We start from the raw sequence: 22,959 nt of genomic DNA, 5'->3' as shown, positions 1-22,959 counted from the left end.
AATCTATACGAAACGCCACCCTGAATCGACGAGATTTCGCAGCACACTCAAAGAAAACACGCAGCAGATTGAGGTATGCCCATGAAAAACGCCGCCCCTTGGTCCGATCCGCGCGCGCATCTGATGCGCCAAACCCCCGACGCGGCGTTGCTCTATTTCTCGCCCGACCAATTGCAAGCCACCGCACAGGCCTTTCAGACCGGGTTTCCCGGCCTTGTGACCTATGCGGTCAAGGCCAATCCGGGGGCCGAGGTGCTGGCCAATCTGGTGGCGGCGGGCATCACCGCCTTTGACGTGGCCAGCCCCGAGGAAATGCGCGCGGTGCGCAGCGTTTGCCCGGCTGCCGTGCTGCATTACAACAACCCCGTGCGCTCTGTCCCCGAGATCGAGGTCGCGGCGCAGATGGGCGTGCGGTCCTATTCCATCGACGACTTGCGCGAATTGGACAAGCTGACGGGGCGGATTGCACCAGATGCCGAAATCACCGTGCGGCTTGCCCTGCCGGTGCGGGGGGCTGCCTATGATTTCGGGGCCAAATTCGGCGTCGGGCCAGAGCGCGCGGCAGAGTTGCTGCGCGTGGTCGCAGACCGTGGCTTTACCCCGTCAATGACCTTTCATCCCGGCACGCAATGCGCCGACCCGGTCGCATGGGGCGCTTATATCGGTGTTGTGGCCGAGGTGGCGCGCAGCGCTGGCGTGCGTCTCGCGCGGCTCAATGTGGGCGGCGGCTTTGCGTCGCATCGCACCGGGACCATGCCGAACCTTGGCGCAATCTTCACCCATATCGGGGCCGAGGTCGCCCGCGTCTTTGGCGCGGATGCCCCGGCGCTGGTGTGCGAACCGGGCCGCGCCATGGTGGCCGAGGCGTTCAGCCTTGCCGTGCGCGTCAAGGCGCTGCGCGAGACCGGCGCGATTTTCGTCAACGATGGCGTCTACGGCGGCCTCACCGAAATCCGCGACATCGGCGCGCCCGACCGGATCACCGTTCTGGCCCCCGACGGCACGCCGCGCACCGGCGCGCCGCACCCGCGCGTGGTCTTTGGCCCCACCTGCGACAGCATTGACCGGCTGCCTGATCCTCTGCCCTTGCCCGGTGATCTGGCCGAGGGCGATTATCTGCTCATCGCAGGCATGGGCGCCTATACCCGCTGCCTCAGTACCGATTTCAACGGCTACGGCCTGCGCGACGTTGTGACCGTGGCGCATCTGTAACGCGCGGCTCACGCCGAATTTCATGGAATCGCAACGGATTTCTGCGCAAACTTACCCTAAGGTCCGGTCGCGCCCGTGATGCCATGGGCGCGCTTTTGGGCGGCAAAGGCGGTGCGTCATGTCATGGCGGGGATGGACCAAAAGCATTCTGGATTGGCTGCGACCGGGGCCAAGCGCGGGGCATCCGGCCTTTGGTCACCAGCGCGGTCCGGTCAATCATGTGCTGATCCTCGATGGCACCATGTCGAGCCTGACACCGGGCTATGAAACCAACGCTGGCCTCACCTATAAATTGCTGCGCGAGGTGTCGGGGGCCAATCTCTCGCTCTATTACGAGGCGGGGATTCAGTGGCGTGACTGGCGCGCAACCGGCGATATCGTCATGGGGCGCGGTATCAATCGCCAAATTCGCCGCGCCTATGGCTATCTCGCCAATCGCTACCGGCCCGGCGACCGGATATTCCTGATGGGCTATTCGCGCGGGGCCTATGCGGTGCGCTCGCTGGCGGGGGTGATCGACCGCATCGGCCTTTTGCGCGCCGAAGAGGCGACCGAACGCAATGTGCATCAGGCCTTTCGCCATTACCGCTGCACGCCGTCGGGCCGCGCCGCGCAGGCCTTTGCCCGCGCCCATTGCTACGGCGACACCCATGTCGAGATGATCGGCGTCTGGGACACGGTCAAGGCGCTGGGCCTGCGCATCCCGATCCTGTGGCGCTATCGCGCCGACGCGCATGGCTTTCACAATCATCACCTCGGGCGCACCACGCGGAATGGCTTTCACGCGCTGGCCCTCGACGAGACACGCAAGGCCTATGCGCCCGTCCTCTGGGATTGTCCGCCCAATTTTGGCGGCCATGTCGAACAGGTCTGGTTCCGGGGCTGTCATTCGGATGTGGGTGGGCAACTCTGCGGCATCCACGCCGCGCGCCCCCTTGCCAATATCCCGCTGGTCTGGATGCTCGAGCGGCTAGAGGGCTGCGCGCTGCCATTGCCCCAAGACTGGCGCACGCGCTTTCCGCAGGATGCAAACGCGCCCTCCGTCGGCACATGGGTGGGCTGGGGCAAGATCTTTGTGCTGCGCGGTCCGCGCGTAGTGGGGCATGACCCATCCGAGCGTCTGCACGAAAGCGTGGGTGGCCTTGCCCCCCGCCGTTGGGGCGGCCCGCGCCTGACCGGCATGGTCAAGGAACAGGGCGGCACCTGAACATTCTGCGCCTTACGCTTTCGGGCCGCCCGTTTCTTCCAGTTGCGACAGCAGCATGGTCTGCAATTCCGCCTCCAGCTCTCGCGCGCGGGTGATATAGGCGTCATTCTCAACGGTCGGGCGCGCCGGGTCCCACAGCGCCGCCAATTCCCGCACCGATTGGCGATCATGCTGGTAAAATGTCTTTTCCAGCTCCGCCGCCTCGAATTCCGTCAGCCCCATGTTTTCCAGCACATAGCGCCCCGCGCGCAACGAGCTGTCAAACATCTCGCGCACGATGTCATTGGCCCCCGCCTGATACAGCCGGAACACATGCGTGCGGTCATAGGCGCGGGCGATGATATGCAGGTCCGGGCGTTCGCGCCGGGCAAAGCTCACAAGCCGCACCGTCGCTTCGGGATCATCCAGCGCCGCGACCAAGACCCGCGCCCGCGCCAACCCCGCCGCATGCAACAGATCAGGCCGCGTCGGATCGCCAAAGAACCCCCGCACGCCAAACCGCCGCATCCGCTCGATGGCCAAAAGGTCGTGATCCAGCACAACGGTTTCAAACCCGCTTGAACGCACCAGCCGATTAACCACCTGTCCAAAACGCCCGATGCCCGCGATGATCACCGGCCCGGTCTGATCAATCGTATCGGCCTCCGGTGCCTCGCTCCGCTCGCGCAGGTTTCGCGACAGGACATCATAAAGAATGAAGAGAAGCGGCGTGATCAGCATCGTCAGCGCGATCACCAACAGGATCACCTCGCTCAGCCCGGCAGGCAGCACATGCTGCTGCACCGAAAAGGCCACGAGAACAAAACCAAATTCGCCCGCCTGCGCCAGCGACAGCGTAAAAAGCCAAAGATCGCGTCCGCGCAGCGCAAAAATGCGCCCCAGCACATAGAGGATTGCCCCTTTGGTCACGATCACCGCAAGCGCCAGTCCCACGATCAACACCGGCGCACCAAAGAGCACCGTAAAATTGATCCCCGCCCCCACGGTGATGAAAAACAGCCCCAACAGCAGCCCTTTGAAGGGGGCCAGATCGCTTTCCAACTCATGCCGGAATTCGCTATTTGCCAGCACGACACCGGCCAGAAACGCCCCCAACGCGGGCGAGAGGCCAACCAGCGTCATCAAGAATGAAATCCCCACCACGATCAACAGGGCAATCGCCGTGAACATCTCGCGCAGCCGCGCGCCATGGATAAAGCGGAATACCGGCCGGGTCAGGTAAACCCCCGCCAGCACAATCGACGCCACCGCCGCAATCGTGACCAGTGTCGCCCCCCAACCGGGCAAAGAGGCGATGAAGCTCTGCGCCGCCTCATGCGGCCCGCTCGCGCCATGCCCCGCCTCAGGCGCGCCGCGCGACAAAAGCTCGCCCATGATCATCTCGGGCGTCTTGGGCAGGGCCAAAAGCGGCAAAAACGCCAGCATCGGGATAACGGCAATGTCCTGCGTCAGCAGAACGGAAAAGGCTGATCGTCCGCCCCCCGTCTGCATCAACCCCTTTTCCGACAGGGTTTGTAAAACGATGGCCGTGGAGGAGAGCGCAAAGATCAACCCCACCGCCAAGGCCACGCTCCATCCCATCCCCAAAAGGTAAAGCCCCGCCACCATCACCGTCAGCGTCGTCACGGTGATCTGCAATCCGCCCAGACCCAGCAAGCGGTGCCGCATATTCCAAAGCGCGCGGGGTTCCAGTTCCAGCCCGATGAGAAACAGCATCATCACCACGCCAAACTCGGCGACATGCTGCAATTCTGCGGTCTCATGCCCGCCCACCAGCCCGAAAACCGGCCCGATCAGGATGCCCGCAGCCAGATAGCCCAGCACCGATCCAAATCCCAACCGCGCCGCAATCGGCACGGCGATCACAGTGGCGGCAAGGTAAACCGTGGTCTGAAACAGGAACCCGTCCATCAGCGAATAAGGGCGTAGGTCATCATCCTACCCCTTCGGCATGCGCAGCACCACATCGCGCCCGCGTTTGTTATAGCGCAACTCGGAATCACCAATGGCTGAAACCTGCCCCCCATCCAGCCGGTCGCCCACCTGCACCTTTTGATACCGACCATTCGCCAGCCGCACCAGCGCGCGGCGGCTTTGCGGGCTGCCGTAGACGCCGATCAGATTAACGTTGCGCAGGTTGATGGCATTGGCCTCGGTGGCCGATCGCGCAACCGAGGCGGTTGTGGGAATATTGGGGGCCACCCGCGCGGCAGCAGCGGTCTGGATTTCGGGTTCCTCATCCTCGCCCGGCGTCGCCCGGTCCGGCTGCGGCGCGCGCGCGGCCTGCTCTAGCTCTTGTGGCCGCACCTTGGGCTTGATCGACGTGCCCACCGCCTGCGGCAGGCTCTCGGCGACTGAGCCGCGATTGGCCTCGATCAGCGCGGCGGCCAGCGAGGCGGAACTGATATCGGCGGGCTGCACCTCTGGGGCGGGCGGCGGGGCCGCCGCCGCTGCTGCCGCCTCAATCACCGCTTGCGGGCGCAGGCGCGGACGCAGTGACGCAAGCTCGGACCGTGTAAGACCCGAGAGCGCCCCGCGCTCTTGCTGCTCGATCAGGTTCTCGGGGCGGGTGCGGGGGCGGATGCCGCCCAGCCGCGCCGCCTCGGCGGCGGTCTCGGCGCTTTGCTCTAATCCGGGAACCGGCAGCGCGCGGGTGGGGGTCTCGGGGGGCGCACCGGCGGCGGCCCGGCCCGCACCAAGATACCGTCAGGCGTCAGCGCACCCTCTGGCGTGGCCTGCACAAAGCCGCGTGCATCACGTGTGAATTGCGTGCCCGGCGGCGCGGGCGCAGCCGGGGTCTCGGGGCGACGGTCGAGCACGGTCTCAGATGCCGGGGGCAGCGCCACGGCATCCTGAAAGTTTACGGCCTCGTCAATCGAGGTCAGGTAAAACTCATCCAGATCGGTGGTATCCGCCTGCGCGGGCGGCTCGGGGGCCAATGGCCAGATGCCCGTGGCGGCATAGCGCGCCATCATCTCATCCGGCGTCAAGTCTTCGGGGGGCGGTGGCGTGGTCGCAACTGCCTCTGGCTCAGCCTCTGGTTCCGGGGGTGTAATCTCCGGTACGGTCTCTGCTTCAACCCCGACGGCGACTTCCGCCTCCGCCTCAATCGGTGGCGTCAGCGCAATTTCAGGCGCGCTCTCAACCGAAATCTCTGCCGGATCGCTCCCGCCAAAGATCGTCGACCACGCCGCCACGCCCACCAGTAAGAGCAGCAAAAGCGCGGTCAGGATCAGCCCCAGAAACCGGGGCTTGCCACGTGCTGAGGGTTGGCTGCGTGCGCCAAACACCGTCAGACGCTCCGCCTCATCCGCAGGCTTGGCCACAACCCGCTCAGGGGCCGTCGTCTTGTCCCGGCGCGCGAGCAGCCCGGCCAGGCCCGCCCCCTTTGCCGCTTCGGGCGCAAGGCTTGCGGCGGCCAGATCGGTCAGCGCCGGATTGGCCCCGCCGGTCAAAAGCGGCGCAGCGCCCGGTCGCGGCAACTCTGGGGCAGGGGCGGTATCAGGCAGCGGTGTGATCCGCGCGGCACCTTCCAGCTTGGGTGCCCCGGCAATCGGCGCTCCCCGCTCGGCCCGGACGCTGGAAAACGACAGCGCCGGCAGGTCCGGTTCAGCCTTGAGCGCAGGGGCCGCGGGCTTGTCAGGGGCCGCGGGCGGCGCAGGGGCAGGAGCAGGCATGGGAGCGGTGTTCGGGGCCTTGGGTGTGGCCGCAGCCGCGTCCGCCGCAGGCGCGATGACTGGCGCGGCACTGGCCACGCTCTCCACCGGTGGTGGTGCCTCGGGCAGGCGCGCGCTGCCCAGAATACGCACCGGTGCCTCGTCGCGGTCCACGCCCCGCGCCTGCGCCGCCGCTCCAAAGAACGGCTCGCCCGCAAAGCGATCTGATTGTGGCCGCGCGACAAAGCTCACCGGGTTGAACCGATGCTCAGCGGCAAAGGCCTCAGCCTCGTCCAAGGTCTCGCTTGCCACGGCGGCGATATAAAGCCGCCCATCCTCCACGCTCCAGTCATAGACCAGATCATCAATGTGATAGGGCGTCGCCCCTTCCAAGGCTTCGGCGGCGGCCCGGTCATAATCCCCGTCCGGCGCGCTTGTGGCGGGCAGATCCATATATTTGATCTGCTCGTCCGGAATGATCAGCTTGGTGGACAATCCAGACGGATCAAGCAGCGCCGCCTTGGCCCTAAGCGCCGCCAGTTCCCCCGCCAAATCCTCCGCATCAAGCGGCACATCGCCGACAAGATGCCAGCCCGCGCTGCCCGCGCGGTGCAAAAGGCCGATGCCTTCAAACGAAAGGGACAGGGCAAAATTCGGTTTCATGGGGAACGCTTTAACACTCGTCCGACATCGGCGGGAGTCCTTGTTCTCGATCCCCCCATCCTACAGCAGCTTCGCGCCGAGGCCAACCATCCGGTCGCACCCCGGCGCAAGGCCGATTATGCACTCGCCTTGGCCAGCGCCTGCTCCAGATCGGCGATGATGTCCTTGGCATCCTCGATTCCGATGGAAATCCGCACCACATTGGGCGCGGCCCCGGCGGCGGTCTGTTGCTCGGGCGTAAGCTGCCGATGCGTGGTCGAGGCGGAATGAATGATCAACGACCGTGTATCACCCAGATTGGCAACATGGCTAAAGAGGTTAAGGCTATCCACCAGCTTGAGACAGGCACCATAGCCCCCCTTGAGCGCCACGGTGAACAGCCCGCCCGCCCCCTTGGGGCAAATCCGCGCCACCCTGTCATGCCAGGGCGAAGATCTGAGGCCCGCATAGGTCACAGCCTCAACCGCCGGATGCCCTTCCAGCCAGGCCGCCACCTTTTCCGCGTTCTCGACATGCCGCGCCATGCGCAAGGACAGCGTTTCGATCCCCATCAGCGTGTAATGCGCCGCCTGCGGATTGAGCGTCATGCCCAGATCGCGCAGCCCGATGGCAATGCCGTGAAAGGTGAACGCCAAGGGGCCAAAGGTCTCGTGGAACTTGAGCCCGTGATAGGCGGGTTCCGGGGCCGAAAGGGACGGGAACTTGTCCGACGCGGACCAATTGAAATTGCCCGAATCAACCACCACACCGCCCGTGACCGTGCCATTGCCGGTCAGGAACTTGGTCATCGAATGCACGACCAATGTCGCCCCATGTTCGATCGGACGGCAGAGATACGGCGTGGCCGAGGTGTTATCGACAATAAGCGGCAGACCCGCCTTGTCGGCCACCGCCGCCACCGCATCCAGATCGGTGATATAGCCGCCCGGATTGGCAATGGATTCGCAGAACACCGCGCGGGTATTGTCGTCAATCGCGGCCTCAATGGCCCCGAGATCGTCGAAATCAACAAACTTGGCCGACCAGCCAAACCGCTTGATCGTCTGGCTGAACTGCGTGATCGAGCCGCCATAAAGCCGCGTCGAGACCACAACATTCAACCCCGGACCCATCAGCGGAAACAGCGCCATGATCTGCGCCGCATGGCCCGAGGAACAACAGACTGCGCCCGCGCCCCCCTCCAGCGTGGCCACCCGCTCTTGCAGCGCAGCGACCGTGGGATTGGTCAGGCGCGAATAAATATACCCCACCTCTTGCAGGTTAAACAGCGCCGCCGCGTGATCGGCATCGCGAAACACATAGGCCGTGGTCTGGTAAATCGGCACCTGCCGCGCGCCCGTGGCCGGATCGGGCCGCGCGCCCGCATGTACCTGCAACGTGTCGAATCCGTATGTCATTTCAGCGTCCTCCCGCGTCATATACCTTGCAAACCCGGTTAAGGCATCGCTAGGTGCCATGCAACGGGCATGAGGAGACATGATATGGCACATCCCTTTCATCTGGCAATCAATGTAACCGATCTGGGTGAGGCGCGCGCCTTTTACGGCGGGCTCCTTGGCGGGATCGAAGGGCGCTCCACCGAGACATGGGTCGATTTCGATTTCTTCGGCCATCAACTCAGCCTGCATCTGGGCACGCCCTTTGCCACGCAAGCCACCGGCAAGGTCGGCGATCACATGGTGCCGATGCCGCATTTCGGTGTGGTGCTGCCGCTCGACATCTGGCGCGGCGTGGCCGAGCGGTTAACGGCGGCGGCGGTCGATTTCGTCCTCCCTCCCTCGGTGCGGTTCGAGGGTCAGCCGGGCGAGCAATGGACGATGTTCTTTCGCGATCCTTCGGGCAATCCGGTGGAACTCAAGGGCTTTGCCGATATGACGACGGTCTTTGCCGCCTGACGCCTCAATAGGGGTGGTCGCGCCCGTCCCAGGTTTGAAAACACCCCGTTGATGCCAAATCCAGCGCCGCGAACCGTGCCACAAGCCCGGACGTGGCCTCTTCTACCGAAATCTCCGCCGAATCGCCGCCCATCTCGGTGCGCACCCAGCCGGGGTGATAGATGCCCACGGCAATGCCATCGTCCGCAAGGTCACTGGCCAGATTGCGCCCGAGATTGAGCGCCGCCGCTTTGGACGCCCGATAGATATAGCTGCCCCCCGGCGCGCGGGTATGGCTGGCCATCTGGCTGGAAATGATCGCGATTTTCGCGCCCTTGCCCGCCCGCAGATGCGGCAGAAACGCCTGCACGGTCAGAAACACGCCCGTTACATTGGTGGCAAAGGTGTCGGCCCACATCTGCGCCGCATAGCCCTCTGCCAATGCCTGCCCCTTGTCGAGGTATACGCCCGCATTGCAGATCAAAAGGTCCACCGCCCGACCGCCCAGCCGCGCGGCAAGTGCCGCACAAGAGGCGGGATCGGTCACATCCAGTGCCACCTCCCCCTCCGACGGTCTGCGCGCCGTGGCAGTCACCTCATGGCCCGCTTGGCGGTAATGATCGGCGAGGGCGCGCCCGATGCCACGATTGGCACCGGTGATGAGGATATGCATGGTGGGGCCTTTCGGTCAGTTGGATTTGCGGCGCGGCACAAAGGGCAGGGGGGCCACAGGCACGCCATCCTCGATCAGCTTGCGCGCCTCTTCGGGTTTCGCCTCGCCATAAATGGCGCGTTCCGGGGCCAGCCCATCATGCATCTCGCGCGCCTCCCGCGCAAAATTAAGGCCAACATATTCTGAATTCTGTTCGATCTGCCGCTTGAGCTGCGCCAGCGCCTGTTCTTCGGGGGTTGGGGCCGGGGCAGGCGCCTTGTCGGGCGCAGTATGCAGGCTGGGGGCCATCAACGCCTTTTGCACCTCAGTGCCGCCACATACGGCGCATGTCACCATGCCCGCTCCCTGCAGCTTGTCAAAGGCGGCAGCGGATTGAAACCAACTGTCGAACTCGTGCTTATCCGCGCATCTGAGGGTGAACTTGATCATTTCCCGGTCCATCGCATCGCCGTCGATAGTTACGCCGCCCGCCGGGAATTTCAAGCTATGCTTTTGATCTTGCAGCCCAAGCGGGGGGGCCAACCGGGCACGCGGCGCATGATTAAAGCCTACGAAAAGAATCGGAATTGACATACCTGATTGTTTAAGTCAGAAAAGAAGGGCCAAGCCAGCCCGGTCCTGCGGTCAGCCCGGCCACCCTGTAACAAAGGACCGAAACACCATGTCACTTCTTCATACCATCCCGGCGAGGGCCTTCGCATGATCCGCGCTCAGACCAAATCCGATCCCGCTTTGGTGGCCGAGGCCCCCTGCCACGATGCGCGCGCCCTCACCAATGGTGCCAATACCGCGCTTATCGTGCTCGACGGGCAAATCTACACCCTGCGCATCACCCGCGCGGGCAAGCTGATCCTGACCAAATGAAACACGCGCGCGACCTGACCGGCCAGATGCCGGTGGACCAGATGGCACAGTTGGACGGGCTGAACGGTCTGACTGTGGCCGCGCTGCGCGCTTGGAACGCGGGCGGCGCGCTGCGCGCCCATGCGCTCCTGTGTGATCGCATGGCCGAACCGATGGCGCTCGCCGCGTTCGAGGCGTTGCAGGACCTGACCGAGGTGTTGGGCCCGCATATCCGCCGCCCGCTGCGCTGTCATGCGCCCAACTGCACCTGTGTCGGGCTGGACGAGGCCGCCTTTGCCCGCTTTGTCCAAGAGGCGGCCTTGGGCGACCGCGAAGATGCGCTTCTTCTGGCCAGTATTCTGGTGCAACCGCGCGCCATCCTGCCTCTCACGGATGCGGCGGCGCGCTTGGGCCTCTGCCTGCACCGCGCAGCGCTGCGCGCACCGCAGTCGCGCATCCCCGAACCTGCCAGCGCAACACGTCACTAGCCGTAAGAGGGACTGAACCGATGATCATCTGTCATTGCATGGCCATCACCGACGCCGACATTCACCGCGCGATGGACTGGATGCGCGCGGCGGATGCCGAGACGCTGATCACCCCCGGCAAGATCTACCGCGCGCTCGGAAAGCGTGCCGATTGCGGCGGATGTTTGCCGCTCTTTGTTGACACCATGCGTCAGGCCGATAGCCTGAGCATACCCATGCACCTGCGCGGCCTCCGCCGCGCATCCACACAGGGAGAACCACATGAAGGGCGACGCCAAGGTCATCGACTATCTCAATCAGGCTCTGCGGAGTGAACTGACCGCTGTCAGTCAGTATTGGCTCCACTACCGGCTGCAAGAGGATTGGGGCTATGGCCGTATCGCCGCCAAATCCCGCGCCGAAAGCATCGAAGAGATGCAGCACGCCGACAAGCTGATCGAACGGATCATCTTTTTGGGGGGGCATCCCAACCTGCAAAAACTCGACTCGCTGCGTATCGGGCAAAACCTGCGCGAAACGCTCGAGGCGGATCTTGCCGCCGAACACGACGCCCGCACCCTCTATATCGAGGCGCGCGGCCATTGCGAAAGCGTGGCGGATTACGTGTCCAAAAACCTCTTTGAAGAGCTGATCACAGATGAAGAGGGCCATATCGACTTTCTCGAAACCCAGATCGACCTCTATGACCAGTTGGGAGCCGAACGCTACGGCCTGCTCAACGCAAGCCCGGCGGACGAGGGCGCGTAAATAGAGGAGGCTCCGCAGCATGCGGGGGATTAGGTTGAGCCGTCATTGGCCCCAATCCCCCGCGCGCATGGCACCGAAGGTGCCGCGCGGTGTGCGTGGGTGCAAGCCTAACACTAGGATAACTGCAGAGGTTTTGTCGTATAAGCCGCCCCCCTAAAACACCGCATGCGCCCCCAAATCCACCCGCGCGCGGCCTGAGATCACCTCTTCATAGTAATCGAATAGCCTGTCCTGCCCGGTCTCGGGCGTGGCCTCGGCGTCATAGGCCCCCGCTGCCGCATCCCAGACCAGCATCGATTCGGTAGCGTAATAGCGCCCGATCCGCGCCAGTTCCGCCTTGGCCCGCAACCGTGGCAGAACGCGCCCGCCCAAGGACAGCCCGCCGATGATCGCATCCATCATGCCCACCGGCACCTGCCGCAGGCTCACCGGCTTTCCCAACCGCTTGAACAGCCAGTCGGCCTGATCGCGCGGGGTGATCGCAGGGCCGGGCCCTCCAATCGGCAACACCTTGTTCCAGCGGTCCGGCACGTCCAGACAGCCCGCCAGATAGTCGCCCAGATCCCGGTCACTGATCGGCTTGCACGCCGTCAACTGCCCATCCCCGAACACCAAAAAGGCTTTGCCCGCCTGCACCCGCGCAATCTGCCCCGACAGCGATTTGAAATAGGCCGTGGGCCGCACGATCGAATAGCGCAGGCCAGAGGCGATGAGCCGCGCCTCAAAGGCCAGCTTGGCCGCCTGAAACGCCAGCATCGGCTTTTGCACACAGATCGCCGACAAAAGCACCATATGCTGCACCCCCGCCGCCTGCGCCGCCTCGAGCGCCACAAGATGCGCATCGTGATCCACCGCCCAGGCATCGGCGGGCAAGCCGCTGCGCGACGCCATGCAAGACACCAACGCTCTGAACTTGGCACCGTGAAATCCCTCGCGGGCGAGGTCCGAAATCTCCCCCCGCCACAGCGTGACCCCGGCGGGCAACCCCGCCGCCTTCGCCCCCGGTCGCAGGGCACAGACCACCTCATGCCCCCGCGCCAACAGCGCCGCCACCGCAGCCCGGCCAATCGTGCCGGTGCCGCCCAGCACCAGAACCCGGCCCCCTCCGGCCCAAGCCTGCGTCTCATTCATTTTGGTGATACCTCCCCGCACCCCTTTGCATTTTACCCGCCCTGCCTATCTGCTATACTTCCCACGACCCAGAGGAGCATAGCCCATGGCACATACAAGACGAAAGCTGGCCGAACTCGATCCGGTCTGGGGGCAGATCGCCCAAGAGGCCAAGGCCGCCATCGCCGATGAGCCGCTCTTGGGCGGGCTGATCCATTCCAGCGTGCTGCATCACGGCACCTTCGAATCAGCGCTTGCCTATCGCATTTCCCTCAAGCTCACCTCCAACGAGATGCCCGAACAGATCCTGCGCGAGATTTGCGACAAGGCTTTGGCGTCTGACCCGTCCATCGGCCTTGCCGCCCGCGCCGATATCGTGGCCGTCAATGACCGCGATCCGGCCTGCGACCGGTTCCTCTTGCCGCTCCTCTTCTTCAAGGGCTTTCAGGCAATCCAGGCCTATCGCATCGCCCATTGGCTCTGGACGACGGGCCGCCGTGATCTTGCGCGCTTTTTCCAGATGCGCGCCTCCGAAGTGTTCGGCGTCGATATTCACCCCGCCGCCCGCATCGGCAAGGGCATCATGATCGACCACGCCCATTCCATCGTGATCGGGGAAACCGCCGTGGTGGGCGACAATGTCTCGATGCTGCATTCCGTCACCTTGGGCGGCACCGGCAAGGAAGAAGAGGATCGTCACCCCAAGATCGGCAATGGCGTCCTGATCGGGGCCGGGGCCAAAGTGCTGGGCAATATCCGCGTCGGCAATTGCAGCCGTATCGCCGCAGGCTCGGTCGTTCTGCAAGAGGTGCCCCCCTGCAAGACTGTTGCAGGCGTGCCCGCCAAAATCGTGGGCGAGGCTGGCTGCGATCAACCCTCGGTCAAGATGGATCAGCTCTTGGGCGTGCGCGGCACTGACGACGACGCGAGCGACTGACGATCATGCACGGCCTCTGGCTGTGGCTGGCACCGGTCGTGCTCTTGAGCCTGTCCAATATTTTCATGACCTTCGCGTGGTATGGGCACCTCAAGTTTCCGCATGTCGCCCTCTGGCTTGTCATCCTGATAAGCTGGGGCATTGCGCTGATTGAATATATGCTCGCGGTGCCCGCCAACCGGCTTGGGCACCGCGTCTATTCGGCGGCGGAACTCAAGACCATGCAAGAGGTGATCACGCTGGTGATCTTTGCGGGTTTTTCCGTGCTCTACCTCAAGGAACCGATCACCTGGAACCACGCGCTTGGCTTTTCGCTGATTGCGGCAGGGGCTTTCGTCATATTCCGCGCCCCGCTCTGACCGGGCCACCTGCGCCCATTCGCCTCTTGCCGCGCCGCGCCCGATTTGGGATAAGACGCCAGCGATCATCTCACGGAGAGTCCCATGTCTGCGCGCATCTACAAACCGGCCCGCACCGCCATGCAATCCGGCACCGGCAAAACCCGGCACTGGGTTCTGGAATTCGTGTCCGAGACCGCGCGCGAGGTTGATCCGCTGATGGGCTGGACCTCCAACGCCGATACGCAAACCCAAGTGCGCCTGCGCTTCGAGACCAAAGAAGCGGCGCTGCAATACGCCAAGGAACATGGCATCGACGCCGTGGTTCAGGAACCGCAGGCCCGCAAACCCAATATTCGCCCCGGCGGCTATGGCGATAACTTCGCCACCAACCGCCGCCAAGTCTGGACGCACTAAATACGTTTCGTCTGATCAGGTTCACACCGCCCCGGCCCCAGAGCCGGGGCCTCTGCGCTGACCCGGCGAGGTCCCGGATCAAGTCCGGGACGGGTGCGGTTTCGATAGGCTGTAACGTGCTTTAAGCAGTCAGCCCCGGCACAGAACGCGAAACGCCCCGGAAATCTTCCGGGGCGTTTTCGTTTTCAGCGTTGATCCTGAACTCAAGCGGCGCGGAACAGGTCCGAGCGTGCCGCAAGATCAGCCACCAATGTGTCGCGCTTAAGACCCAGGGCTGCAAGCCGCTGATCGCTCGCCATTGACAGCGTTTCAACCTCATGGGCGAAGCGGTTGGCGGCAACGACCGACTTGAAGAAACCGTCGATCAGGCGCAGCGGCGCCAATACAAAGCGCCCGACATTCCCAAACCCCGGTGCCGGAACATTACTGTGGGACGAATAGGCCATAACTGTGCTCTCCTGAGAATGCCGCGTCTGCAACATAATCTATGTTGCGGCGCAGCATTTTTCCATACCACAGTATGCAAACCCGCTCTGCGCGGGCGGCATGGCTGGCGAAGGTTAAACCTCTCCAACCCGTGCTGCGCGCCCACCGCGGCGCTTGCGCAGCAGGGAGGCACGGTCGGGCAGCGCCTCCATGATCGCGCGCCGCTCGTCCGGGGCCATTTTGGTCCAGCGGGTGATCTCGTCGATCGAGCGAAGGCATCCCGTGCAAATCCGCGCCTGCGGATGCACCACACAGATTTTCACGCAAGGGCTCTCGACTTCATTGCGTGCCCATGGGCTTTCATCTGTCATGCTCTGCCCTCATATGCCCCATCCGGTCCAACACCCCTTGCAGGATATAGGCCGCCGCGATGTTGTCGATAACCTGCATACGACGCTTTCGTGTCGCATCCGCCTCCAAAAGCGCCCTTTCCGCGGCAACAGTCGACAGCCGCTCATCCCAATAGCCAATCGGCACCTCTGTCAGGCGCGACAGATTGCGGGCAAACGCGCGGGTGGATTGCGCGCGCGGCCCCTCGCTGCCGTCCATATTGCGCGGCAGGCCAAGGATGATCCCGCCCACCTCGCGCCCCGCCACGATCTGCAACAGACGCGCGGCATCGTCGGTAAACTTCACCCGCTTCACGGTCTCATGCGGGCTTGCCACCGACCAGAGCCGGTCTGACAGCGCCACGCCAATCGTCTTGGTGCCCAGATCAAGGCCCATGATCGCCCGACCCTGCGGCAGGGCTGCGGCGAACGCGGCGATCTCCTCAAGGATCATTCCGCGACGCCCGCGCTTGCCGCAGCAGCGCGCACAACAGCCAAACGCTCCGGCTCTGCGGCAAAGACCGTCTGCGCCTCGGTCCAGACCTCTTGCGCCTTATCCTGTTCCCCCAACACGCCATAGGCATTGATCAGCCGCGCCCAATCCTGCTCGGTGCCGCCGTCGGTGGCCAGCCGCTGCGCAAGGCCCGCCACCATGCCGCGGATCATCTCTTGCTGCGCTTCGGGGTCCATATCCTCTGCCGCAGCGATATCCGCCGCCGATGGCCCCGGCGCATTGGGCGCGTCCTGCTCGGGCGGCAGCGTATACCGCACCCCGGCGCGCCCCGCCAATTCCTCGATCTGCGCCCGGATGGTGGGCACCCAAGGGGCCTCTGGCGTGCTCTCGTTCAGCAGCGCCTCCCACAGGCGGAACGCCGCATCGGGCCGATCCACCTGCATCATGTAGAGCCCAAGGTAAAACCGCGATGACGGCTCTCGCCCATCCCGCTCCAAGGCCGCGCGCAACGCTGTCTCTGCCTCCGACGACACATAGCCGCCGCTGGCATTGATCATCAGATCCGCCAACATGGCATAATCCGCCGCACTCGCCGCCTCGCCCTTGACCGCAATCAACTGCGCTTGCGCCTGCCGCGCCGCCACCAGATTGCCCAGCGCCGCCTCGCTGCGCACCAAGAACCGCAATCCTTGCTGATCCTCGGGCCGCTCTGCCACGGTCTTGCGCAACTGCTCGATCAGCTTGATGTAATCCTCGTTCGTGCCCTCGGGCACCCCGGTCTCGCCGGGGCCAAATCGCTCCTCTGCCGCCGCCTGATCCAGCCGCGCCGCCCGCGCCGCATCCGAGGCCGCAATCCGCGCCGCCATCGGCAAATCCTGATAGCCCGGCGCGCCGATCCTGTCATAGATCAGAACACCGCCGCCCGCGATCACCGCCACGATCACCCCGGCCATGATCACGCCCGCGCCGCGCGGCTGCCCCCCGCTTTCGCCGCCCTGACGCAATTGCGCATCCGCCGCCAGCACCTTGCGCGAAATCTCGGCCCGCAGCCGCTCGGCATCCTCTGCCGCGATCACGCCGCGCGCGGTGTCGCGCTCGATCTCTTTCAACTGATCGCGGTAGACCTGCAAATCATAGGCGGCAGGCGGCGCTTCGCCGACCCGCCCGCGCAGCAGCACAAGGCCCAGAACGGCACTCACGCCAATCGCCAAACCCGCAACGGTGATCCAGAAACCCATGTCTTTTCCTTCTATGTTGCTCTCATGTAACCGCCCATGCGCCCGGAAAAAAGGGTCAAGCCGTCGCATCCGCGCGCCCAGCCCGCGCCCCGATGTCGCAATGTCGCTATTGATACCGTTTCCGCCGCCCGGAGTATCCTTTCAACCGGCCAGCTGACGCATTACGGTGCCAGTCGCATCCAAGCCCGAATCCCGCCAACTCCAGAGAGCGCGCATGAAACACTATTCCGCCTTTGCCGTCGCCCGAGAGGCCCTCCGCTACCACATGGGATGGGAGCGCGCTTGGGCCTCGCCCGAGCCAAAAAAGAAATACGATGTCATCATCGTCGGCGCCGGGGGTCACGGCCTCGCCACAGCCTATTACCTGGGCAAGAATTTCGGCATCACCAATGTCGCGGTGCTGGAAAAGGGCTGGCTTGGGGGCGGCAACACGGGCCGCAACACCACCATCATCCGCTCGAATTACCTGCAAGACCCCTCTGCCGCGATCTACGAAAAATCGCGCAGCCTGTATGAGACCCTCTCGCAGGACTTCAACTATAACATCATGTTCAGCCCCCGTGGCCTGATCATGCTGGCCCAGACCGAACACGAGGTGCGCGGCTACCTGCGCACGGCCCATGCCAACGCCCTGCAAGGCGTCTCGACCGAATTCATCTCGGCAGCCCGCGTCAAAGAGATTGTCCCGATCATCAATCTCGACGGGCCGCGCTATCCGGTGCTCGGCGGCCTCTATCAGGCGCGCGGCGGCACGGCACGCCACGATGCGGTGGCATGGGGCTATGCCCGCGCCTGTTCCGCCATGGGCATGCATATCCTGCAAAAATGCGAAGTCACGGGGATTTCCCGCGAGAATGGCCGCGTGACGGGTGTGACCACCAATCGTGGCGACATCGGCTGCGATAAACTCGGCATCGTCGTCGCGGGCCACTCTGGCCACCTTGCCGATATGGCGGGCTTCCGCCTCCCCATCGAATCCGTCGCCCTTCAGGCGCTGGTGTCGGAACCGATCAAACCCTGCATGGATTGCGTCGTCATGGCCAACACCGTGCACGGCTATATGTCGCAATCCGACAAGGGCGAAATGGTTATTGGCGGCGGCACCGACGGCTATAACAACTACACGCAGCGCGGCTCGTTCCACCATATCGAAGAAACCGTGCGCGCGCTCATCGAGACCTTCCCGATGGTCGCCCGCCTCAAGATGCTGCGCCAATGGGGCGGCATCGTCGACGTCACCGGCGACCGCTCGCCGATTCTGTCGAAAACCCCGGTCGATGGCATTTTCATCAACTGCGGCTGGGGCACCGGCGGCTTCAAGGCCATCCCCGGCTCCGGCTGGGGCTTTGCCGAACTGATGGCCAAGGGCCACTCGCCCCTTTGCGACGAATTCGGCCTCGACCGCTTCTATCAGGGCCGGTTCATTGATGAATCCGTTGCCGCTGGCGTTGCCCACTAAGGAGGACTTGAACCATGCTGATCCTCACCTGCCCCTGCTGCGGCGTAACGGGCGAAGAGACCGAATTCCACCAAGGCGGCGAGGCGCATCTCAAGCGCTTTGGCCCCGGCTCGGCGGACGATGACTTCCACACCTATATGTTCGCCAAGGAAAACCCCAAAGGCGCGCATTTCGAACGCTGGCGGCATAACAATGGCTGCGGCAAGTGGTTCATCATGGCCCGCGATACCGTAACGCTCGAGGTCTACGGCAGCTATCCCGCCCAGACCCACGAGCCGCCCCAGCATATCCGCGATGCGATCACCGCCAAACGCCCCGGCTGGACATGGCGCGACTTCGCATGAGCCTTCACCGTTCCAAACATACTCACAACACCACGCCCGCACCGGGCACGAGGGTTTAAGACATGAGCACGCGTCTGGCCAAGGGTGGCCGCCTCCTCGACAAGGGCCGCGCCCTTCACTTCACCTTCAACGGCAAACGCCTCAAGGGCCATGCCGGCGATACACTCGCCTCGGCGCTTCTGGCCAATGATCAGATGCTGGTCGGGCGCTCGTTCAAATACCACCGCCCGCGTGGCATCGTGGCAAGCGGGGCCGAAGAACCCAACGCGCTCGTCCATCTGGGCGAGGGGGCCCGCATGGAGCCCAACCAGCGCGTCACCACGACCGAGCTTTTCGACGGTCTGACCTGCACCAGCCAGAACCACTGGCCCAGCCTTGAGTATGACATCGGCGCGGTCAACACGCATCTCGCGCGCTTCCTGCCTGCGGGCTTTTACTACAAGATGTTCATCCACCCGCGCCCCTTCTGGAAGCATGTCTACGAGCCGTTCATCCGCCAATCGGCAGGCTTGGGTAAGGCCACCAACCCCGGCGATCCTGACCGGTATGAGCATTTCTATCACTTCTGCGACGTGGCCGTGATCGGCGGCGGCGTGGCCGGTCTGCAAGCGGCAGTTGCCGCAGCCGAGGCCGGGGCCAAGGTCATGCTGATGGAACAAACCGCCCATTGGGGCGGCCGCGCGCCGGTTGACGGCGGCGAGATTGACGGCCAGCCCGCCGAGGACTGGATCACCGCCACACTCGCCAAACTGCGCGACATGCCCAATGTCACCCTGCGCCTGCGCTGCATGGGGGCAGGGGTCTATGACCACGGCTATCTCTTGGGCTACGAGCGCGTGAATGACCACGCGCCCAGCACCGATACCCCCCGCCACCGCCTCTGGCGCATCCGCGCAGGCCAGATCATCACCGCCACCGGCGCGATTGAACGCCCGCTCAGCTTTGCAGGCAATGACATCCCCGGCGTGATGCTCGCCTCTGCCATCCGCGATTATGCGGTGAATTACGGCGTTTCCATCGGTGACCGCACCGTGGTTGTCACCAATAACGATGACGCCTACCGCACCGCGATCACGCTCAAGAAATTCGGCCTCGAAATCCCCGCCATCCTTGATGCCCGCCAATCGGGCGGCGGCGCGCTTGCGGCAGAGGCTCGCGCGCTTGGTATCCGGGTCGAAAACGGCAAGGGCATCGCCAAGGTCAAAGGCGGCAAGCGCGTGACCGGCGTCGCCATTTGCGCCCAGGCTGGCGAAGGCGCTGTGCTGGAAGAGATCAAATGCGACGCGGTCGCCATGTCCGGTGGCTGGTCGCCGGTGGTCCATCTCTGGTCCCATTGCGGCGGCAAACTCCTCTGGGATAGCGCGCAGGCGCATTTCCGCCCCGACCCCGCCAATCCCCCGCGCGGCGCGAAAGGAGAGGCGTTTGTGGTCGTCGCAGGCTCGGCCAACGGCAACCTTGATCTCGCGGCCACGCTCACCGACGCCGACACCGCAGGCAAGACGGCAGCGGCGGCCATGGGCCACAAGCCCAAATCCACCAAGGCCCCCACCGCCACCGCCACAGATGAGGCGGCACTCGAGGCGGTCTGGCTCATGCCCCAAGGCGCCAATATCAAGCTGCGGATGAAATCCTGGCTCGATTACCAGAACGATGTGAAAGTGTCCGACGTCCAGTTGGCCGCCCGCGAAGGCTACGAATCCGTCGAGCATGCCAAGCGGTATACCACGCTCGGCATGGCAACCGATCAGGGTAAGCTCAGCAATATCAACGGCTTGGCGATCCTCTCGGATGCGCTTGGCCAGCCCATCCCGCAGACCGGCACCACCACCTTCCGCCCGCCCTATACGCCGATTTCCCTGTCGGCCATCGCAGGGGCGGCGCGCGACGCCGTGTTCCAACCGATCCGCAAAACCCCGATCCATGGCTGGCACGAGGCCAATGGCGCGCATTTCGAACCCGTCGGCCAGTGGCGACGCCCCTATTGCTTCCCCAAGGGCGAGGAAACCCACCGCGACGCCGTCAACCGCGAGATCAACCAGACCCGTGCGCGCCTTGGCCTGCTTGATGCCTCCACCTTGGGCAAGATCATCGTCAAAGGGCCGGACGCAGGCCGCTTCCTCGACATGCTCTACACCAATGTCATGAGCAGCCTGAAGCCCGGCAAATGCCGCTACGGCCTCATGTGCAATGAAAACGGCTTCCTGATGGATGACGGCGTGGTTGCCCGCATCGACGAAGACACCTTCCTCTGCCACACCACCACCGGCGGCGCGGAATCGATCCACGGGCATATGGAGGATTGGCTGCAATGCGAATGGTGGGATTGGAAGGTCTACACCGCCAACGTCACCGAGCAATATGCGCAAATCGCCGTCGTCGGCCCCAAGGGCCGCGAAACGCTGGCGAAACTCACCACCGATGATCTCAGCAATGACGCGCTGCCGTTCATGGGTTGGGCGGATCTTACGCTCGCGGGCATGCCGGTGCGCGCCTATCGCATCTCCTTCTCGGGGAACTCAGCTATGAATTGGCCGTTCCCGCCAGCCAAGGCCGCGCCCTCTGGGATGCACTCTTAGAGGCCGGGGCAGAGCATAGCGTAACGACCTATGGCACCGAAGGCCTGCACGTCATGCGCGCCGAAAAGGGTTTCATCATGATCGGCGATGAAACCGACGGCACGGTGATCCCGCAAGACCTGGGCATGGGCTGGGCCATTTCCAAGAAAAAAGACGACTACCTTGGCAAACGCGCGCAGGAACGCTCGCATATGGCCGATCCCAACCGCTGGAAACTGGTGGGTCTGGAAACGCTCGACGGCTCTGTTCTGCCCGATGGGGCCTATGCCACCGCCCCCGGTCACAACGCCAATGGTCAGCGCATGACCCAAGGCCGCGTCACCTCGACCTATTTCTCGCCCACCCTCGGGCGCGGGATTGCCATGGGTCTGGTGCATAATGGCCCGGACCGCATGGGCGATGTGCTCGATTTCCCAAAGGTGGACGGCGGCATCATCAAGGCCAAGATCGTCGATCCGATTTTCTTCGATAAGGACGGGGAGAAACAGAATGTCTAACGCCGTGACCGCCCTCAAGGGGGCCAACTATCAGGGCCTCGCCACCATCGCGGATCAGGGCCTGACCGGCATGATCACCCTGCGCGGCGATCTTGCCAGCGCCGGGATCAAGGCTGCGGTCAAATCCGCCACCGACCTCGATGTTCCCGCCCAGCGTCAGGCGCTGATGGGCAAGGGCACTGCCGCCCTCTGGATGTCACCCGACGAACTTCTGCTTCTGTGCCCCTACGCCGAGGTGAGCACGCGAATCGCCGGGATCGAAGCCGCGCTCAAGGGCCAGCATTTCCTTGCCGTTAACGTTTCGGACGCCCGCACCTTCCTGCGGATCTCCGGCAGCGGCGCGCGCGAGGTTCTGGCCAAGCTCTGCCCGGTCGATCTCTCGCCCGAGGCGTTCACCCCCGGCATGTTCCGCCGCACCCGCATGGCACAAGTGCCGGCCGCCTTCTGGCTGGATGAAACCGGCACATTCCACCTGATCTGCTTCCGTTCGGTCGCAGACTACGCCTTTGAACTTCTCAAGGTCTCGGCCCAACCGGGCGGCGAGGTCGGGCTTTACGCCTGACCAAGCCTTCCTGACTGAAAAACTCCGATATACGGGGTTGACCTTTGCCGGGTCGCCCCACCATGTAGGGGCATCGGAACGAGAACCTCAACAAACAGGGGGCCCAAATGGCTTTTGAACTTCCCGACCTTCCCTATGCCCATGACGCGCTGGCCGCTCACGGCATGTCTGCTGAAACCCTCGAATATCACCACGACCTGCACCACAAGGCCTATGTCGACAACGGCAACAAGCTGATCGCGGGCACCGAATGGGATGGCAAGTCGCTCGAGGACATCATCACCGGCACCTATGACAAATCCGCCGTGGCGCAGTCGGGCATCTTCAACAACATCAGCCAGCTCTGGAATCACAACCAGTTCTGGGAAATGATGAGCCCGACCAAAACCGGCATGCCCGGCGAATTGGAAAAGGCCCTGACCGAGAGCTTCGGTTCGGTCGACAAATTCAAAGAGGTGTTTTCCGCCGCCGGTGCCGGTCAGTTCGGCTCGGGCTGGTGCTGGCTCGTCAAAGACGCGGATGGCGCACTCAAGGTCACCAAGACCGAGAATGGCGTCAACCCGCTCTGCTTCGGCCAGACAGCGCTCCTGGGCTGCGACGTGTGGGAACATTCCTACTACATCGACTTCCGCAACAAGCGCCCGGCCTATCTGACCAACTTCCTCGACAATCTGGTCAACTGGGAAAACGTCGCTTCGCGGATGTGATCGACCTTCAGTTTTACGCCAAAGCCCCCCACTCCGTCGTGGGGGGCTTTTGCTTTTGAAGGTCCTGAAACACCGCTACGCATCCGTTCCCGCGCGACTGGCACCGAAGGTGCCGCGCGGCTCCCGCCCGTGATGTTAACCG

26 protein-coding genes and 1 pseudogene are annotated in these 22,959 nt (G+C 63.8%); 16 read left to right on the top strand and 11 right to left on the bottom strand.

Going from position 1 to position 22,959, the window contains the following annotated elements; genetic code table 11:
• Positions 1-81: 81 nt before the first annotated feature.
• Together ACLGGT_RS01445 and ACLGGT_RS01440 are read left to right on the top strand one after the other, a co-directional pair.
• On the top strand, positions 82-1,212 hold the full coding sequence (locus tag ACLGGT_RS01445; protein ID WP_437194880.1) for a type III PLP-dependent enzyme: 1,131 nt from the start codon (positions 82-84) through the stop codon (positions 1,210-1,212).
• Positions 1,213-1,330: 118 nt separating this feature from the next.
• Positions 1,331-2,419: a DUF2235 domain-containing protein gene (locus ACLGGT_RS01440; RefSeq protein ID WP_437194879.1), complete on the top strand. Its 1,089-nt coding sequence runs from the start codon at positions 1,331-1,333 to the stop codon at positions 2,417-2,419.
• Positions 2,420-2,431: 12 nt separating this feature from the next.
• Here the strand turns inward: ACLGGT_RS01440 and ACLGGT_RS01435 are convergent, their stop codons facing one another.
• The 4 genes from ACLGGT_RS01435 to ACLGGT_RS01420 all read right to left on the bottom strand — a co-directional run bounded on the left by ACLGGT_RS01435 (position 2,432) and on the right by ACLGGT_RS01420 (position 8,135).
• Positions 2,432-4,330 carry a cation:proton antiporter domain-containing protein gene (locus ACLGGT_RS01435; RefSeq protein ID WP_437194878.1) on the bottom strand — a complete coding sequence of 633 codons (1,899 nt, stop codon included), beginning with the start codon at positions 4,328-4,330 and terminating at the stop codon, positions 2,432-2,434.
• A 27-nt stretch (positions 4,331-4,357) separates the two neighbouring features.
• Positions 4,358-4,888, bottom strand: a complete 531-nt coding sequence (locus ACLGGT_RS01430) for a hypothetical protein (protein ID WP_437194877.1) — start codon at positions 4,886-4,888, stop codon at positions 4,358-4,360.
• A gap of 158 nt (positions 4,889-5,046) precedes the next feature.
• Positions 5,047-6,738, bottom strand: coding sequence for a hypothetical protein (locus ACLGGT_RS01425; protein ID WP_437194876.1), 1,692 nt, complete (start codon positions 6,736-6,738; stop codon positions 5,047-5,049).
• 116 nt (positions 6,739-6,854) lie between these two features.
• Positions 6,855-8,135 carry an O-acetylhomoserine aminocarboxypropyltransferase/cysteine synthase family protein gene (locus tag ACLGGT_RS01420; RefSeq protein ID WP_437194875.1) on the bottom strand — a complete coding sequence of 427 codons (1,281 nt, stop codon included), beginning with the start codon at positions 8,133-8,135 and terminating at the stop codon, positions 6,855-6,857.
• A gap of 84 nt (positions 8,136-8,219) precedes the next feature.
• On the opposite strand from ACLGGT_RS01420, the gene ACLGGT_RS01415 reads away from it, so the two are divergent.
• Positions 8,220-8,633: a VOC family protein gene (locus tag ACLGGT_RS01415; protein ID WP_081506674.1), complete on the top strand. Its 414-nt coding sequence runs from the start codon at positions 8,220-8,222 to the stop codon at positions 8,631-8,633.
• Positions 8,634-8,637: 4 nt separating this feature from the next.
• Here ACLGGT_RS01415 and ACLGGT_RS01410 read toward each other — a convergent pair whose 3' ends face one another.
• Together ACLGGT_RS01410 and ACLGGT_RS01405 are read right to left on the bottom strand one after the other, a co-directional pair.
• Positions 8,638-9,285 (bottom strand): SDR family oxidoreductase, encoded by a 648-nt coding sequence (locus ACLGGT_RS01410; RefSeq protein WP_437194874.1) that lies wholly within the window; start codon positions 9,283-9,285, stop codon positions 8,638-8,640.
• Positions 9,286-9,300: 15 nt separating this feature from the next.
• Positions 9,301-9,714: a DUF1178 family protein gene (locus ACLGGT_RS01405; RefSeq protein WP_037297545.1), complete on the bottom strand. Its 414-nt coding sequence runs from the start codon at positions 9,712-9,714 to the stop codon at positions 9,301-9,303.
• Positions 9,715-9,984: 270 nt separating this feature from the next.
• Between ACLGGT_RS01405 and hemP the strand changes: the two genes are divergently transcribed.
• The 4 genes from hemP to bfr are packed head-to-tail and all read left to right on the top strand — an operon-like array spanning position 9,985 to position 11,363.
• Complete coding sequence (gene hemP, locus ACLGGT_RS01400) at positions 9,985-10,149, top strand: hemin uptake protein HemP (protein WP_008280579.1); 165 nt, start codon at positions 9,985-9,987, stop codon at positions 10,147-10,149.
• Entirely contained in the window at positions 10,146-10,616 is a 471-nt protein-coding gene (locus ACLGGT_RS01395) for a hypothetical protein (RefSeq protein ID WP_081506672.1), read from the top strand. Before hemP ends, ACLGGT_RS01395 begins: the two co-directional genes overlap by 4 nt.
• 20 nt (positions 10,617-10,636) lie before the next feature.
• A complete protein-coding gene (locus tag ACLGGT_RS01390) occupies positions 10,637-10,930 on the top strand; it encodes a (2Fe-2S)-binding protein (protein ID WP_008280576.1) in 294 nt (97 codons plus the stop codon).
• Entirely contained in the window at positions 10,878-11,363 is a 486-nt protein-coding gene (gene bfr / locus ACLGGT_RS01385) for a bacterioferritin (RefSeq protein ID WP_008280575.1), read from the top strand. Before ACLGGT_RS01390 ends, bfr begins: the two co-directional genes overlap by 53 nt.
• A 153-nt stretch (positions 11,364-11,516) precedes the next feature.
• Here the strand turns inward: bfr and ACLGGT_RS01380 are convergent, their stop codons facing one another.
• Entirely contained in the window at positions 11,517-12,494 is a 978-nt protein-coding gene (locus ACLGGT_RS01380; RefSeq protein WP_422000359.1) for an NAD(P)H-binding protein, read from the bottom strand.
• Positions 12,495-12,579: 85 nt separating this feature from the next.
• On the opposite strand from ACLGGT_RS01380, the gene cysE reads away from it, so the two are divergent.
• The 3 genes from cysE to ACLGGT_RS01365 all read left to right on the top strand — a co-directional run bounded on the left by cysE (position 12,580) and on the right by ACLGGT_RS01365 (position 14,165).
• A complete protein-coding gene (gene cysE / locus ACLGGT_RS01375; protein WP_008280573.1) occupies positions 12,580-13,410 on the top strand; it encodes a serine O-acetyltransferase in 831 nt (276 codons plus the stop codon).
• A gap of 5 nt (positions 13,411-13,415) precedes the next feature.
• Positions 13,416-13,769 (top strand): DMT family protein, encoded by a 354-nt coding sequence (locus tag ACLGGT_RS01370; protein WP_008280572.1) that lies wholly within the window; start codon positions 13,416-13,418, stop codon positions 13,767-13,769.
• An 84-nt stretch (positions 13,770-13,853) separates the two neighbouring features.
• A complete protein-coding gene (locus ACLGGT_RS01365) occupies positions 13,854-14,165 on the top strand; it encodes an ETC complex I subunit (RefSeq protein WP_008280571.1) in 312 nt (103 codons plus the stop codon).
• A gap of 203 nt (positions 14,166-14,368) precedes the next feature.
• Here the strand turns inward: ACLGGT_RS01365 and ACLGGT_RS01360 are convergent, their stop codons facing one another.
• The 4 genes from ACLGGT_RS01360 to ccmI form a co-directional block, all read right to left on the bottom strand.
• Positions 14,369-14,611: a hypothetical protein gene (locus ACLGGT_RS01360; protein ID WP_112303047.1), complete on the bottom strand. Its 243-nt coding sequence runs from the start codon at positions 14,609-14,611 to the stop codon at positions 14,369-14,371.
• Positions 14,612-14,725: 114 nt separating this feature from the next.
• Positions 14,726-14,962, bottom strand: coding sequence for a DUF1289 domain-containing protein (locus ACLGGT_RS01355; protein ID WP_081506670.1), 237 nt, complete (start codon positions 14,960-14,962; stop codon positions 14,726-14,728).
• Positions 14,952-15,434 (bottom strand): Holliday junction resolvase RuvX, encoded by a 483-nt coding sequence (ruvX, locus tag ACLGGT_RS01350; RefSeq protein ID WP_008280568.1) that lies wholly within the window; start codon positions 15,432-15,434, stop codon positions 14,952-14,954. The genes ACLGGT_RS01355 and ruvX overlap by 11 nt, the downstream gene beginning before the upstream one ends.
• Positions 15,431-16,672, bottom strand: a complete 1,242-nt coding sequence (ccmI, locus tag ACLGGT_RS01345) for a c-type cytochrome biogenesis protein CcmI (protein WP_437194872.1) — start codon at positions 16,670-16,672, stop codon at positions 15,431-15,433. The genes ruvX and ccmI overlap by 4 nt, the downstream gene beginning before the upstream one ends.
• Before the next feature lie 214 nt (positions 16,673-16,886).
• On the opposite strand from ccmI, the gene ACLGGT_RS01340 reads away from it, so the two are divergent.
• The 6 genes and pseudogenes from ACLGGT_RS01340 to ACLGGT_RS01315 all read left to right on the top strand — a co-directional run bounded on the left by ACLGGT_RS01340 (position 16,887) and on the right by ACLGGT_RS01315 (position 22,817).
• Positions 16,887-18,131 carry a sarcosine oxidase subunit beta family protein gene (locus tag ACLGGT_RS01340; protein WP_037297457.1) on the top strand — a complete coding sequence of 415 codons (1,245 nt, stop codon included), beginning with the start codon at positions 16,887-16,889 and terminating at the stop codon, positions 18,129-18,131.
• Positions 18,132-18,145: 14 nt separating this feature from the next.
• Positions 18,146-18,475, top strand: a complete 330-nt coding sequence (locus ACLGGT_RS01335; RefSeq protein ID WP_151979632.1) for a sarcosine oxidase subunit delta — start codon at positions 18,146-18,148, stop codon at positions 18,473-18,475.
• 62 nt (positions 18,476-18,537) lie between these two features.
• Positions 18,538-21,128: pseudogene (locus ACLGGT_RS01330) on the top strand (2Fe-2S iron-sulfur cluster-binding protein); the annotation flags it as partial.
• Positions 21,105-21,548: a glycine cleavage T C-terminal barrel domain-containing protein gene (locus tag ACLGGT_RS01325; protein ID WP_437197384.1), complete on the top strand. Its 444-nt coding sequence runs from the start codon at positions 21,105-21,107 to the stop codon at positions 21,546-21,548. The pseudogene ACLGGT_RS01330 and the gene ACLGGT_RS01325, both read left to right, overlap by 24 nt.
• On the top strand, positions 21,541-22,110 hold the full coding sequence (locus ACLGGT_RS01320; RefSeq protein ID WP_437194871.1) for a sarcosine oxidase subunit gamma: 570 nt from the start codon (positions 21,541-21,543) through the stop codon (positions 22,108-22,110). Before ACLGGT_RS01325 ends, ACLGGT_RS01320 begins: the two co-directional genes overlap by 8 nt.
• A gap of 107 nt (positions 22,111-22,217) precedes the next feature.
• Positions 22,218-22,817, top strand: coding sequence for a superoxide dismutase (locus ACLGGT_RS01315; protein WP_375553160.1), 600 nt, complete (start codon positions 22,218-22,220; stop codon positions 22,815-22,817).
• The last annotated feature ends 142 nt before the right edge of the window (positions 22,818-22,959 follow it).

Origin of the sequence: Roseovarius sp. MS2 (assembly GCF_051447875.1) — a bacterium.
Lineage (GTDB): Bacteria > Pseudomonadota > Alphaproteobacteria > Rhodobacterales > Rhodobacteraceae > Roseovarius > Roseovarius mucosus_A.
The sequence above is the reverse complement of the archived record's forward strand: the minus strand, read 5'-3'. Positions and strand labels throughout refer to the sequence as shown.